The organism is Methyloversatilis universalis FAM5 (assembly GCF_000214035.2).
GTDB classification, from domain to species: domain Bacteria; phylum Pseudomonadota; class Gammaproteobacteria; order Burkholderiales; family Rhodocyclaceae; genus Methyloversatilis; species Methyloversatilis universalis.
Window position 1 is genome coordinate 33249 of the sequence record NZ_AFHG01000056.1, and the last position, 14041, is coordinate 47289.

Annotated in this window: 16 protein-coding genes; 10 read left to right on the top strand and 6 right to left on the bottom strand. The window is 65.4% G+C overall.

All coding sequences use genetic code 11. The annotated features are described in order from the left end of the window. Positions 1–4: 4 nt before the first annotated feature. The 5 genes from rodA to METUNV1_RS15495 all read right to left on the bottom strand — a co-directional run bounded on the left by rodA (position 5) and on the right by METUNV1_RS15495 (position 5724). On the bottom strand, positions 5–1165 hold the full coding sequence (rodA, locus tag METUNV1_RS15475) for a rod shape-determining protein RodA (RefSeq protein ID WP_008063373.1): 1161 nt from the start codon (positions 1163–1165) through the stop codon (positions 5–7). Continuing rightward, the gene (gene mrdA / locus METUNV1_RS15480) at positions 1146–3035 is read right to left on the bottom strand and encodes a penicillin-binding protein 2 (protein ID WP_008063374.1); all 1890 of its coding nucleotides are present in this window, start codon (positions 3033–3035) and stop codon (positions 1146–1148) included. The genes rodA and mrdA overlap by 20 nt, the downstream gene beginning before the upstream one ends. A 100-nt stretch (positions 3036–3135) precedes the next feature. Then, positions 3136–3660: a rod shape-determining protein MreD gene (gene mreD, locus METUNV1_RS15485; protein ID WP_008063375.1), complete on the bottom strand. Its 525-nt coding sequence runs from the start codon at positions 3658–3660 to the stop codon at positions 3136–3138. Then, positions 3657–4577, bottom strand: a complete 921-nt coding sequence (mreC, locus tag METUNV1_RS15490; RefSeq protein ID WP_043360110.1) for a rod shape-determining protein MreC — start codon at positions 4575–4577, stop codon at positions 3657–3659. Before mreC ends, mreD begins: the two co-directional genes overlap by 4 nt. Positions 4578–4680: 103 nt before the next feature. Next, positions 4681–5724 carry a rod shape-determining protein gene (locus METUNV1_RS15495; RefSeq protein ID WP_008063379.1) on the bottom strand — a complete coding sequence of 348 codons (1044 nt, stop codon included), beginning with the start codon at positions 5722–5724 and terminating at the stop codon, positions 4681–4683. 265 nt (positions 5725–5989) lie between these two features. Between METUNV1_RS15495 and gatC the strand changes: the two genes are divergently transcribed. The 5 genes from gatC to gatB are packed head-to-tail and all read left to right on the top strand — an operon-like array spanning position 5990 to position 10037. Next, positions 5990–6277, top strand: a complete 288-nt coding sequence (gene gatC, locus METUNV1_RS15500) for an Asp-tRNA(Asn)/Glu-tRNA(Gln) amidotransferase subunit GatC (RefSeq protein ID WP_008063383.1) — start codon at positions 5990–5992, stop codon at positions 6275–6277. Positions 6278–6285: 8 nt separating this feature from the next. Continuing rightward, positions 6286–7737 carry an Asp-tRNA(Asn)/Glu-tRNA(Gln) amidotransferase subunit GatA gene (gene gatA, locus METUNV1_RS15505; RefSeq protein ID WP_008063385.1) on the top strand — a complete coding sequence of 484 codons (1452 nt, stop codon included), beginning with the start codon at positions 6286–6288 and terminating at the stop codon, positions 7735–7737. Between the two features lie 3 nt (positions 7738–7740). Beyond that, positions 7741–8052, top strand: coding sequence for a hypothetical protein (locus METUNV1_RS15510; protein WP_043360111.1), 312 nt, complete (start codon positions 7741–7743; stop codon positions 8050–8052). A gap of 2 nt (positions 8053–8054) precedes the next feature. After that, positions 8055–8561: a hypothetical protein gene (locus METUNV1_RS15515; protein WP_008063388.1), complete on the top strand. Its 507-nt coding sequence runs from the start codon at positions 8055–8057 to the stop codon at positions 8559–8561. A gap of 18 nt (positions 8562–8579) precedes the next feature. Further along, on the top strand, positions 8580–10037 hold the full coding sequence (gene gatB, locus METUNV1_RS15520) for an Asp-tRNA(Asn)/Glu-tRNA(Gln) amidotransferase subunit GatB (RefSeq protein ID WP_008063390.1): 1458 nt from the start codon (positions 8580–8582) through the stop codon (positions 10035–10037). 47 nt (positions 10038–10084) lie between these two features. On the opposite strand, the gene METUNV1_RS15525 is transcribed toward gatB, so the two are convergent. Continuing rightward, entirely contained in the window at positions 10085–11092 is a 1008-nt protein-coding gene (locus METUNV1_RS15525) for an integron integrase (RefSeq protein ID WP_008063392.1), read from the bottom strand. Positions 11093–11238: 146 nt separating this feature from the next. Here METUNV1_RS15525 and METUNV1_RS15530 point away from each other — a divergent pair, with 146 nt between their 5' ends. The 5 genes from METUNV1_RS15530 to METUNV1_RS15550 all read left to right on the top strand — a co-directional run. Continuing rightward, positions 11239–11571 carry a barstar family protein gene (locus METUNV1_RS15530; protein WP_008063394.1) on the top strand — a complete coding sequence of 111 codons (333 nt, stop codon included), beginning with the start codon at positions 11239–11241 and terminating at the stop codon, positions 11569–11571. Between the two features lie 72 nt (positions 11572–11643). Next, entirely contained in the window at positions 11644–11925 is a 282-nt protein-coding gene (locus METUNV1_RS15535; protein WP_008063395.1) for a hypothetical protein, read from the top strand. A 98-nt stretch (positions 11926–12023) separates the two neighbouring features. Beyond that, entirely contained in the window at positions 12024–12551 is a 528-nt protein-coding gene (locus tag METUNV1_RS15540) for a hypothetical protein (protein ID WP_139026390.1), read from the top strand. Between the two features lie 515 nt (positions 12552–13066). Continuing rightward, a complete protein-coding gene (locus METUNV1_RS15545) occupies positions 13067–13615 on the top strand; it encodes a hypothetical protein (RefSeq protein ID WP_008063399.1) in 549 nt (182 codons plus the stop codon). Between the two features lie 92 nt (positions 13616–13707). After that, positions 13708–14041: IS5/IS1182 family transposase (locus METUNV1_RS15550; RefSeq protein ID WP_043360130.1), on the top strand; the 334-nt coding region annotated here is incomplete at its 3' end.

Below are 14041 nucleotides of genomic sequence, written 5' to 3' on the forward strand. Positions count from 1 at the left end.
ACCGTTACCTCTGCCGGCGCCGGCGCTGCGCCTCGATCGACATCAGCAGGCCGAGGCCGATGCACAGCGTCACCAGCGCGGTGCCGCCATAGCTCACGAAGGGCAGCGGCACGCCCACCACCGGCAGCAGGCCGGTCACCATGCCCATGTTCACGAAGGCGTAGGTGAAGAAGGACAGCGAAATCGCGCCCGCCAGCAGGCGGCCGAACAGCATGGGCGAACGGGCCGCGATCATCAGGCCGCGGCCTATCATCGCTATATATATGCAGAGCAGCACCACCGCGCCGGCCAGCCCGAACTCCTCGGCCATCACCGCGAAGATGAAGTCGGTATGCCGCTCGGGCACGAACTCCAGATGGGTCTGGGTGCCTTCGCGCCAGCCCTTGCCGAACACGCCGCCGGAGCCGATGGCGATGCTGGACTGGATGATGTGGAAGCCGCTGCCGCGCGGGTCGGTGGTCGGGTCGAGCAGCGTACATACGCGCTGCCGCTGGTAGGCCTTGAAACCGGGCCAGTCCACGCCGTCGGCGCATATCGCGTCGCCTTCCGCGGCGAGCGCCGCGATGGCAATGACGCCCACGGTGAGCACCGGAATGATGAGCTTCCACGACAGCCCGGCGAAGAAGATGACGAACACGCCGGCCGCCAGCACCAGGATGGCGGTGCCCAGATCCGGCTGATGGAAGATGAGCAGCACCGGAATGAGCAGGATGACCGCCGCCACCAGAAAGTCGCGCACCCGGAGTTGGGCCTCGTGCCGGTGAAAATACCAGGCCAGCATCAGCGGCACCGAAATCTTCAGCATTTCCGACGGCTGGATGCGGGTGAAGCCGATATTGAGCCAGCGCTGCGCGCCCTTGGACGTTTCGCCGAACAGCTCGACGCCGATCAGCAGCACCACGCCCACCGCGTAGAAGGGCAGCGCCAGCTGCATCAGCCGCAGCGGCGGAATCTGCGCCACCACCAGCATGACGCTGAGCGCCACCGCGAGGTTCACCAGGTGGGCTTCGAAGCGGTACATGAAGTCGGCGGTGGCGCTGCCCATGACCAGCGTGGCCAGCGACAGCAGCAGCACGGTGATGGCCAGCAGCGGCGGGTCGAGCGCCGACAGCACGCCGCCGATGCGCTCGCGCACCGCCGACCACTTACTCGCTGTCAGTTGCATCGCTGTCCTCCGGGGCCGGACCGGCCGGCTTGTTGCCGAGCAGATAGTAGTCGAACACCTGGCGGGCGATCGGCGCCGCCGACTGCGCACCGAAACCGGCATTCTCGACGATGACCGCGAGCGCGATCTTGGGGTCGTCCGCCGGCGCGAACGCCACGAACAGCGCGTGGTCGCGCAGCTTTTCCGCCAGCTTGCCGCCGCGGTACTGCGCGCCGCGCAGCGAGAAGGCCTGTGCGGTACCGGTCTTGCCGGCGGCGACATAGGGTGCGCCGGCGAAGGCGCGGGCGCCGGTACCGGCCTTGTTCACATCCACCATGGCCTGCTTGATCACCGCGATGTGCTCCGGCTTCAGGTCCACGGTGCGGACGGGCTTGGGCTCGACCTGCCGGGAGGCGCCGGTGCGCACGTTCTCGATCTGCTTCACCAGATGCGGCTTGAACACCACGCCGTCGTTGGCGAGGATGGCCACCGCCTGCGCCATCTGCATCATGGTGTAGGCGTTGTAGCCCTGACCGATGCCCACCGAAATCGTTTCGCCGGCGTACCACTTCTGCTGTTCCGGCCGCTTGAAGCGCTTCTTCTTCCACTCCGGCGACGGCAGCACGCCGGTGGATTCGCCCTCGATGTCGATGCCGGTGCGGCTGCCCAGCCCCATCTGCGACATGAAGCCGGCGATGCCGTCTATGCCCCAGTCGGCCGCCAGCCGGTAGTAATAGGTGTTGCACGACACGACGATGGACTTGTGCATGTCCACCGAGCCGTGGCCGCCCACCTTGTCGTCGCGGAACAGGTGGCCGCCGTACTCGAAGTGGCCCGGGTCGGCGATGGCGAACGAGGGCGTGCGCTTGCCGGCGGTCAGCGCGCCCAGCGCCATGAAAGGCTTGAAGGTCGAGCCGGGCGGGTAGGCGGAATAGATGGCGCGGTTCAGCAGCGGGTGGTCGGCCGAGGTGTTCAGCGCCTCCCAGTTGGCGGCATCGATGCCATCGACGAACAGGTTGGGATCGAAGGTGGGCTTGCTCACCAGCGCCAGCACGCCGCCGGTCGAGGGCTCGATCGCCACCAGCGCGCCGCGCCGCTCGCCGAAAGCCTGCTCCACCACGCGCTGCAGGCCGGCGTCCAGCGTGAGCCGCAGGTTGTTGCCGTTCTGCGGCGCGGTGTGCGACAGCACGCGCACCGCGCGGCCGGCCGCGGTCACCTCGACCTGCTCGAAGCCGGTCACGCCGTGCAGTTCGTCCTCGTAGAACTGTTCCAGCCCCGCCTTGCCGATGTGGTCGGTACCGCGGTAGTTGTCGGCCACGCCGGCCTCGTCGATGCGCGCCGCGTCCCTGCGGTTGATGCGGCCCATGTAGCCGAGCACGTGCGACGCCAGTTCGGTGTTCGGATACTGCCGGAACAGCCGCGCCCGCACCTCGACGCCGGGGAAGCGGTAGCGCTGGCCGATGAAGCGCGCCACCTCCTCGTCGGTCAGCCGGGTGCGGATGGGCAGGGTGTCGAAATTGCGCGACTCCTCCATCAGCTTGCGGAAGCGCTTGCGGTCGCGCGCCTCGATATTCACCAGCTTGGCCAGCTCGTCTATCGTGTGTTCGAGATTGCTCACCCGCGACGGCTGGATTTCCAGCGTGTAGGCGGAGTAGTTGCGCGCCAGCACCTCGCCGTTACGGTCCAGGATGAGGCCGCGGTTGGGCGTGACCGGCAGCAGCGCGATCCGGTTGTCCTCGGCGCGGGTGGCGTAATAGTCATGCCGCACCACCTGCAGCCAGAAAAAGCGCGCGAACAGCAGCGAAAAGCACACCAGCACCACCGCCCCGGCGAAATACACGCGGCGGCGGAAGCGGATGAGCTGGATTTCCGGGCTGTGCAGATCGGTCATGGAGCAGCCCGCTCACCCGCCGGTGCGCCGTCCGAAGGACCGCCCCGAGGACGCGCGCAGCCCCCTCGGGGGGCAGCGAACGAAGTAAGCGTGGGGGCCTTCATATCGGTCTGTTCTCGTCCTTCTCTTCCGGCCGGTACTGCGGCAGCAGCAGCAGGATGCCCACCGGATACCACAGCAGCGTGGCGATCAGCGCGCCGGCGAAGTAGATGAGGCCGGGGAATTCGGCGTCGGCCACCAGCCGCACCAGCAGCATGACGGTCTGCGCGCCGACCAGCATGGGCAGCACGTGCAGCGACTGGCGCAGCGGGCCGAACCAGAGGATGCGGCGCGAGAAGGTGGTGGCGGCGTAGGCGAGCAGCACGTAGGCCAGCGCGTGCTGGCCCATCAGGCTGCCGTAGCCCACGTCCATCACGATGCCCAGCGCGAAGGCCGTGCCCATGCCGACCCGCAGCGGCTCGCGCACGCACCAGAAGCACAGCACCAGCGCCAGCCAGTCCGGCAGCCAGAAGGCGCGGCCGAGCGGCATCAGGTTCACCAGCAGCGCGCACAGCAGCGAGAAGGCGATGAACCACGGGCTGACCGGCCGCAGGATGCGGCGCGAGCTGAAAGACGGCTGGTTCATTTCTTCGGCGCCTTGTCGGCCGGTTTGTCGGCGGCCGGCGCTGTGCCTGCCGCAGCGGTGTCCGGGTCCACCGGCTTGCCCGGCTTCAGAATGAGCACGGTCGAGTGCGCCTCGACCCCGGCCACCGGCACGCACAGGATGCGCACGAAGCCGCCCACGCCGTCGCGGTCCACCGACTTCACCGCAGCCACCGGCAGGCCGGGCGGGAACACGCCGTCCAGCCCGGAGGTGACGATGCGGTCGCCTTCGCGCAGATCGACGTCAGCGGCCAGATAGCGCAGTTCGAGCAGACCGCTGCCGGCGCCGAACATGACCGCGCGCACGCCGGTGCGCGCCACCTGTACCGGCAGCGCCTGGTCCTTGTCGGAAATGAGGGTGACTTCGGCGTTCAGCGGATAGACCCGGGTGACCTGGCCGATGATGCCGAGGTCGTCGGTGACCGGGCTGCCGGGCTCGACGCCGTGGGTGAGGCCCTTGTCGATCACCACCCGGCGCGAGAAGGGGTCGCGCACCGCGTAGATCACTTCGGCCACGCGGGCGTCGATCTGCACCCGTTCGCGCATGTCGAGCAGCGCGCGCAGGCGGGCGTTTTCCTGGTCCAGCTGTTCCTGGCGCAGCCGTATCGTCGCCAGTTCGGTCTGTTCGCGGCGCAGGCGGGCGTTTTCGTCCTGCAGGTGGGCGAGGTCGGCGAAGTATTCACCGGCCGAGCGCACGCCCTTGACCGGCATGCCGGCGGCGACCTGCAGCGGCGTGGTCATGACCGACAGCCCCTGGCGCACCAGTTCGAGATAGTGCAGCCGGTGGTCGACCACGATGAGGGTGAGCGAAGCGCTCACCAGCAGCACCAGGCGCACGAGCGGCGCCGGGCCGCGCCGGAAGAACGGCGGAGGTTGATGACCGGCGACCGGTGAAACCATGAATCAGTAAGTCGTCAGGCAGCGGCCGCGCACGAGGCACGGCGGGCGCCCCGCCGCGCGGGCCTTGAGCGGTACGCGGGCGGGCGGGGCGACACGGGGCGGATCACTCGTTGGCGAAGATGTTGCCGAGCTGGTCCATCTTTTCCAGCGCGGTGCCGGAACCGCGCACCACGCAGGTGAGCGGGTCGTCGGCCACCACCACCGGCAGGCCGGTCTCTTCCATCAGCAGACGGTACAGGTCGCGCAGCAGCGCGCCGCCACCGGTCAGCACCATGCCGCGTTCGGCGATGTCGGCGCCCAGTTCCGGCGGGGTCTGTTCCAGGCCGCTCTTCACCGCCGACACGATCTGGTTCAGCGGCTCGGTGAGCGCTTCCAGGATTTCGTTGGACGAAATGGTGAAGCTGCGCGGAATGCCTTCGGCCAGGTTGCGGCCCTTCACTTCCATCTCCTTCACTTCGGAGCCCGGGAAGGCGGAGCCGATTTCCTTCTTGATCGCCTCGGCGGTGGTTTCGCCGATCAGCATGCCGTAGTTGCGGCGAATGTAATTGATGATGGCTTCGTCGAACTTGTCGCCACCGACCCGCACGCTGCCGGCGTACACCATGCCGCCGAGCGAGATCACGCCCACTTCGGTGGTGCCGCCGCCGATGTCCACCACCATGGAGCCGGTCGCTTCCGACACCGGCAGGCCGGCGCCGATCGCCGCGGCCATCGGTTCCTCGATCAGGTAGACCTGGCTGGCACCCGCGCCCAGGGCCGATTCGCGGATCGCGCGGCGCTCGACCTGGGTGGAGCCGCAGGGCACGCAGATGATGATGCGCGGGCTGGGCGAGAACAGGCGCGAGTCATGCACCTTCTTGATGAACTGCTTGAGCATCTGCTCGGTCACCGTGAAGTCGGCGATCACGCCGTCCTTCATCGGGCGGATGGCGGTGATGTTGCCCGGCGTCTTGCCCAGCATGAGCTTGGCCTGAAGGCCCACCGCCTGGATGGTCTTCTTGGCGTTGGGGCCGCCTTCGGTGCGGATGGCCACCACCGACGGTTCGTCCAGCACGATGCCCTGGCCACGCACGTAGATCAGCGTGTTGGCGGTGCCGAGGTCGATGGCCAGATCGTTGGAGAAATAGGAACGCAGGAAACCGAACATGGAATGTCTTTACGCAAGCGGCCGCTTTGGGCGGCCGGAACAGGAAACGGGTCGGGTGTGGTCAGGGTCGGACTGCGGGCGACCCGGCGGCAGCTTGCGTCGGACCCGGGCCGCCAGAGGCAGCTGGCGGCCGGACGTGCGGGCCGGCTGCCGGGCGGGCAGCCTGAATGGTTCATAATGATAACCCATGCGGGCATTAGCCTCTTGAACCGAAACATCTTTGTACGTGGGCGCCGCCGCGCCTGACACCCCGGATCGTCATTCCATGTCCCTGACCGACCAAGAAGTGCGCCATGTCGCGAAGCTGGCGCGCATCGAACTGCCGGACGCCGAACTCGAGCGTACCCGCAGCCACCTGAACACCATGCTGGGCCTGATCGAACAGCTGCAGGCCATCGACACCACCGGCGTCGAGCCGATGGCGCACGCCACCGAACTGGTGCTGCGCCTGCGCGAAGACCGCGTGACCGAGCCGGACCGCCGCGACGCCTGTCAGGCGGTCGCCCCGGCGGTCGAGAACGGTCTCTATCTGGTCCCGAAAGTGATCGAATGAGTGATCGAATGAACGCTCCTGAAACCGTGAAGTCGCTGGCCGCGAAGCTGGCGGCAGGCGAGGCGTCGGCGGTCGAGCTGGCGCAGGACTATCTGGCCAAGATCCGCGCCGCCAATCCGGCGATCAACGCCTATGTGGAAACCAATGAAGACGCCACGCTGGCCGAAGCGCGCGCCGCCGATGCGCTGCGCGCCGAAGGCCGGGCCGGCCCGCTGACCGGCGTGCCGCTGGCGCACAAGGACATCTTCTGCCAGACCGGCTGGCACGCGCGCTGCGGCTCGAAAATGCTGGAAAGCTTCGCCGCGCCCTACGACGCGGGCCTGATCGAGCGCTCGCGCGCCGCCGGCCTGGTCACGCTGGGCCGCACCAATATGGACGAGTTCGCGATGGGCTCGACCAATGAATCGAGCTTCTACGGCGCGGTGCGCAACCCGTGGAACACCGGCCACGTGCCCGGCGGCTCCAGCGGCGGTTCGGCCGCGGCCATCGCCGCCGGCCTGGCGCCGGCCGCCAGCGGCACCGACACCGGCGGCTCGATCCGCCAGCCGGCCGCCTTCTGCGGCATCAGCGGCATCAAGCCCACCTACGGCATCGTGTCGCGCTGGGGCATGATCGCCTACGCCTCCAGCCTGGACCAGGGCGGCCCGATGGCCCGCACCGCCGAAGACTGCGCGCTGCTGCTGAACACCTTCGCCGGCTTTGACGAACGCGATTCCACCAGCCTGCAGCGCCCGGCCGAGGACTACACCCGCGCGCTGGCACAGCCGCTGGCCGGCCTGCGCATCGGCCTGCCGAAGGAGTTCTTCGGCGACGGCATGGCCGACGACGTGCGCGCCGCGGTCGACGCGGCGCTGGCCACCTTCCGCTCGCTGGGCGCGGTCACCGTCGACGTGAGCCTGCCGCGCGCCGGCATGTCGGTGCCGGCGTACTACGTGATCGCCCCGGCCGAAGCCAGCTCCAACCTCAGCCGCTACGACGGCGTGCGCTACGGCTACCGCGCCCCCGAGTACGGCAACCTGGACGACATGTACGTGAAGACCCGCGCCCAGGGCTTCGGCGCCGAGGTGAAGCGGCGCATCCTGATCGGCGCCTATGTGCTGTCGCACGGCTATTACGACGCCTACTACCTGCAGGCGCAGAAGGTGCGCCGGCTGATCGCGCAGGACTACGAAGCCGCCTTCGCCCAGTGCGACCTCATCATGGGGCCGACCACGCCGAACACCGCCTACCGCATCGGCCAGAACGACGAAGACCCGATGGCCATGTATCTGGGCGACATCTACACCACCTCGGTGAACCTGGCCGGCCTGCCCGGCATGAGCATTCCGGCCGGCTTCGGCGCCGGCGGCCTGCCGGTCGGCCTGCAGATCGTCGGCCGCTGGTTCGACGAAGCCCGCATGCTCGGCGCCGCTCACCAGTTCCAGCAGACCACCGACTGGCACCTTCGCATTCCGGGATAAGTCATGAAGGCATTGCGCTACAGCAGCACGCAGCTCCAGCTGATTCTCGATCAGGCCGGCATCTACATGTGTGCCTGTCCCGCCCAGCTTGCCGCGCAGATGATGGAACTGCGCACGCTGCACGCCTACCAGCTGAACTGCATGAGTGAAATGCCGGACATGGCGGAAAGCCACCGCATCATCGCGGACGCGTGCGAACGCGCGCATCTGCTGCTGGAAGAGGCCTTCGACCGGGTGCTCGAGATCGAAGGCTGGGACAAGCGCACGCTGACCATGCCGGAAGGACTGCGACGCAAGCGGGACGACCTGCTGTGACGGTGCGCCGTACCCTGCCCCTGCTCGGGGCCCTCACGCTGCTGGCCGCCTGTGCGCCGATGAAACCGCAGACACCGGCCGAGGCCGGCAAACCCGCCGCTGACGTACCCGCGCCGGCCGCTGCGCGTACGCCTCCTCCGGTGCGCTCGACCAAGCCGCTGCCGATTCCGGCGCGCGCGCTGCAGGCCAAAGCCGACTGCCGCTACCGCGACGACATCGGCACCGAAGGCAAGCTGGTGCTGGACGTGAAGGATTCAAAGGTCGAGCGCTTCGCGTCGGACATCGACATGGGCCGCCGCGGCCGCTGCAGCTTCGACCTGACCGCCTTCACCCAGACCCGCTTCGACCACACGCCCACCCTGGTCGCCGGCGCCTGCACGGTCAGCCTGTGGGAACAGAAAGACGAAGTGACCGTGTCCTACCGCAACTGCGCCGCGCACTGCACGCCCGGCGCGCACGATTACCTGTGGCCCACGCTGGTGAGCCGCAAGACCGGCAGCTGCCGGTAAGCCGAGAGAGAACGCAACATGAGCAGAGCGAACTGGGAAGTCGTGATCGGGCTGGAAACCCATGCCCAGCTGAACACGGCCTCGAAAATCTTTTCCGGCGCATCCACCGCCTTCGGCGCGGAGCCCAACGTGCAGGCCAGCCCGGTGGACCTCGCGCTGCCCGGCGTGCTGCCGGTCATGAACCGCGCCGCGGTCGAGCGCGCCATCCGCTTCGGTCTGGCCATCGGCGCCACCGTGGCGCCGCGCTCGGTGTTCGCGCGCAAGAACTACTTCTACCCCGACCTCCCGAAGGGCTACCAGATCAGCCAGTTCGAACTGCCGGTGGTGCAGGGCGGCACCCTCACCATCCGCGTGGGCGAAGGCGAAAAGGCCTATGAAAAGGTGGTGCGCCTCACCCGCGCCCACCTGGAAGAAGATGCCGGCAAGAGCCTGCACGAAGACTTTCATGGCATGTCCGGCATCGACCTGAACCGCGCCGGCACGCCGCTGCTGGAAATCGTCAGCGAGCCGGACATGTCCTCCAGCGCCGAAGCGGTGGCCTATGCGCGCGCGCTGCACGCGCTGGTGCGCTGGGTCGACATCTGCGACGGCAACATGCAGGAAGGCAGCTTCCGCTGCGACGCCAACGTGAGCGTACGCCGCCCGGGCGAGCCGCTGGGCACCCGCCGCGAAATCAAGAATCTGAACAGCTTCCGCTTCCTGCAGCAGGCCATCGACTACGAAATCCAGTGGCAGATCGAACAGATCGAGGACGGCCACAAGATCCAGCAGGCCACCGTGCTGTTCGACCCGGACACCGGCGAAACCCGCATGATGCGCAGCAAGGAAGACGCGCATGACTACCGCTACTTCCCCGACCCCGACCTGCCGCCGCTGGTGATCGCCGCCGAGTGGATGGACGAGGTGCGTCGCGCCATGCCCGAACTGCCGGGCGCGCTGGCGGCACGGCTGCAGAATGACTATGGCCTGTCCGCCTATGACGCTGCCGGCCTCACCGCCAGCCGCGAAACCGCCCGCTACTTCACCGACGCGCTGGCCATCGCCGGTGCAGCCCAGGCCAAACCGCTCGCCAACTGGATCATGGGCGAACTGGCCGCACGGCTGAACCGCGAAGAACGCGACCTCGCTGACAGCCCGGTCAGCCCGGCCCAGCTCGCCGGCCTGGTCGCCCGCATCGCCGACAACACCATTTCGAACAGCATCGCCAAGAAGGTGTTCGACGCGCTATGGAACGGCGAAGGCGCAGACGCCGACGCCATCATCGAAGCGCAGGGCCTGAAGCAGGTGACCGATGCCTCGGCCATCGAACCCATCATCGACGAAGTGCTGGCCGCCAACCCGAAATCGGTCGAGGAGTACCGTGCCGGCAAGGAAAAGGCCTTCAACGCCCTGGTCGGTCAGGTGATGAAAGCCAGCAAGGGCAAGGCCAGCCCGGCGCAGGTGAACGAGCTGCTGAAGAAGAAGCTGGGCGGCTGACACCGGATGTGTCAGGGCGCGCAAAGCGCGCGCCGCTGCCAGCCCGGTCAGGCGGAAGGAGCCAGCAGCGCGTCCAGAGGGCTGCGCACGCCGCCGCCCCCGACCTTGAGCACATGCGTGTAGATCATGGTGGTCGACACGTCCGCATGGCCGAGCAGATCCTGAACCGTGCGGATGTCGTAGCCGGACTGCAGCAGGGCCGTGGCGAAGGAATGCCTCAGGGTGTGCGGCGTCGCCGGTTTGTGCAGCCCCGACCGTTGCGCCGCGCGCTGAAAGGCCCGCTGGAAGGTCTGGTCATACATGTGGTGACGGCGCACCACGCCACTGCGCGGATCCACCGCGTGGGTCGCCTGAGGAAACACCCAGAACCAGGCCCAGGACGCATCGGCGCGCGGATACTTGCGTGCAATCGCGTCCGGCATATCGACACCGGCGCGCCCGGAGCGTCTATCGTCGTCCCACAGCAGCCGGGCACGAACCATCTGGTCATGCAGCGGCTTCACCAGCGACTGCGGCAGCATCAGTGCGCGGTCCTTGCGCCCCTTGCCTTCACGCACGATGATCGTGAGGCGCTCGAAATCGACATCCTTTACCCGGAGCCGCAGACCTTCGGTCAGCCGCATTCCGGTTCCGTAAAGCAGTTGTGCGAACAGTCGGTGCTCTCCGTCCAGCCGCTCGAAAATGCGTTTCACCTTTTCGGGCGACAGCACGACTGGCAGGCGGCGCGTCGTGCGCGGCCGACCGATCTCGCTCATCCACGGAAGATCGATGCCAAGCACCTGCTTGTAAAGAAAGAGCAGCGCCGACAGCGCCTGCTTGTGGGTCGACACCGCAACGCTGCGCTCACTGGCCAGCCACGACAGAAATGCCTCGATCTCCGCCCGCCCCATCGAGGACGGGTGACGCAGCCCATGAAACCGGACAAAGGCCTTCACCCAATGCACATAGGTCTTCTCGGTGCTTATGGTGTAATGCAGATAGCGTATCCGTTCGCGCAGCTGATCGAGCAGGCGAACTGATTTCAAGGGTGGAAGTGAAGGGGTGAGGTTTTTCATCGCCGTTTAATGCTGTATGAATATACAGCATAGGCAGCTGAAAGCCTGATGGCAAGGTCGTTTCCGGACCATCACCCCAGCCTGTTTATCCGGCAGCTTCCGTAGTTATGGCGCAAAACTGCGCCAGAAAACAAAGTTGAACCGCAATGAAGACAGTCACACTCGACGGAGCCGCCGTAAAGGACGAGCCTTCCTTTCACGCGGAGTGCCAGCGCGTGTTCGGCTTCCCCACCTTCTATGGCGGCAACATGAGCGCATGGGTCGATTGCATGGGCTACCTGGATGAGCCTGACGCGGGCATGTCCGCAGTTTCAGTACAGCTGGGCGAAATTTTGGTTCTAGAAGTCAAGAGCGCTGACGCATTTAAGAGTGCTGCTCCCAGCCTTTGGTTGGCATTTCTGGAGTGCGTCGCCTTCGTCAACTGGCGGCGAGTCGAGGCTGGGGCAAGGCCTATCCTTGCGGTATCAGCCTATGCCTAGCAGCCCATTCCGGTTCAACTGGTCGCTCGAGCGGACGGCTACGCCGCCCGCTCAGCTTCGACGTTAGCCATCATGGACACTCAAGCCGCATTGCTCATCGCCGAAGCTCGCGAATGGTTGGACAAGCAACCGCCAGCGGAGGCGAACTCGGCTCGCTGGTATTCGCTCGGGAACTTCCAATCATTCATTGCAGCAATAGAAGCGGACAGCTCACCGCAATCTATTGAGCGCGCCTCGTGGTCCTTGGGGCACCACATCACGGATCAACTGGATTGGTCGTCTGACTACTGCAAGACCATCTCGTCGTTCCTCCAGCGCGCGAGGAGCATCTTGCATGACATGCAAAATGGCTAACCCGGCAATCAACCCGACGCTGCGCGATAAAGCCGCGCAGCGCGGGTTATCTCCACGTTATGCGCCGGACCCGTTACGCACTAGGGAGGTAACTGAGAATGACTGATTGCTCAGTTGAAATTGCTTCTGCCATCGCTGCGGTAGTTAGCGCTGTCGGTGGCGCCTTCGCCGCAGTCGGTGCTATGCGCTCGGCCACTTTTGCGCGTCATGCCCAAGAGGCTATGGAGCGTTCGGAAAAACGCACTGCTCTTCGCGAGTTGGTCATTTCCGGCAACGAGCTGCACGTTGAACTTCAGCGCGTTGCCTCACGAGCAACGGAGCTAAGAACCGCCTATCGATCTCTCTTTGTATTCTCCGGTTCGTCCAATCATTCAAGCGAAAAACTTCTTCTCGCCGCTCTCGAAGAGAAGGTTGGCTCCGCTCAGAAGTCTGCTGAGGGTATGGCGCAACTTTCAACAGATGTTACGGTTCTCTATGATGCAGCGCTTGATGACATCAACAAGCGCCATGCCCAGGTTGAGCAATCGCTATTCTTGGTTCGCTCCGTAAGAGAGGACATCGAGCGTGAGTACTCATCCGTTGAGGCTCAGTGTGCTGCATACCGCGACCGAGCACTTCAGCGGTGACCATCCGCCGCATAACCTTGCGCTCAACCGGACCTGCGCGAAAAGCCGCGCAGGCCGGTTAGCTCCACGTTGGGCGTCATGAGCATCGCGGCACGAAAACATAATCAGCGTGCCAGCAATCCACGTTGGTGGAAGCGCTATTTTTGGTCGCAGCATGAGTTTTGGGCCAAGCACGCGGTTAACAGAGCCGCTCACCGTGCCAAGGTGTCACGCATGGACGGTGACGGGCAGTATTTCTTCTGGTGCCAGGTCGTTCAGCGCGCGGCCTCGTTTTGCAGCGTTCAGTACGGGCCCGTTCCGGAACTTCTCCTCCATCGTCCTATTGCCCGTAGTGTTTTTGCTCTTTCCTCGCGGGAGGTTTCGTCGTGGCTTCGTGTCCAATCGCCATATCGCAATCGGGGCGTGCGTTCATGTCTCAAGTAGGTTGCACCGTCACGCCCAACAATGCGCTCCAGCCGACCAGCAAAAAGCGGGGCTTTTTGCTGTCGGCTGAGCTTGGTCGTTAGGCTGCACAGATGGCGCTTTCCGCACAGCTAAGTTCTCCTGCGGCGCTGTACCGCAAGCTCGAACGAGAGGCGTATCGGGCGTATCACGCTCCGACTGCTTTGCAGAAGGCCGATCACTTCTTCAATTTCTGCGTCACGGCATCATCAATGCGGGACTACTGCCTTGAGCATCAAGGAATGCTCACGCGGGCGCAGCGAAAGCCATACGACAGTGCATGGTGGAGTGTTCCGCTTCTGGTTGCGGCCATAGAGATCGGAAATTCAGCAAAGCACTTCGTCCTGCGTGACCTCAATACAGGCGCACCGAAAACGGTCCTAACACGAACAGCGCGAATGAAGAAGGCGAAGTTCGTAGACATCTATGCAGATCAATCTGGCTCGATCAAAGCAGTCCCAGTTGAGCGCACCGAAGTGACGGTAACCCTCTCTGATGGGCAGCGGCTTGAGCTGTTCCTTTTCACTCGGGGTTTGCTTGACTATTGGAGGAGCTATCTCAAATCCATTGGCATCAACGTTCGAAAGCAGTCACATGCACAACTTGCTCGCAGTGCAGCCTAACAGGCTGGTGAGAAACCCCGCTCGCTGCTCGTGGCGCGGGTTTTAAGGCAGACTCCCGCCCCGAATCGTCTTCCTACTTTTCCCGACTGTCCATGCGCGGCCAAGAGAATCCCCAGGCGTTGATGTTCAGCTACGTGAGCCTGGAACAACGCGTGCCGAAGGACCACCCGCTGCGCTCCCTGCGCGCGCTGGTCGACGGCATTCTCGCCAACATGAGTGCGCTGTTCGATGAGCGTTACTCGCATACCGGCCGTCCGTCGATTCCGCCTGAGCAGTTGCTGCGTGCGCTGCTCGTGCAGATCCTCTTCACGATCCGCAGCGAACGCCAGCTGGTCGAACAGCTCGACTACAACCTGCTGTTCCGCTGGTTCGTTGGCCTGGGCATGGACGATGCGGTGTGGGACCGCACCGTGTTCAGCATCAATC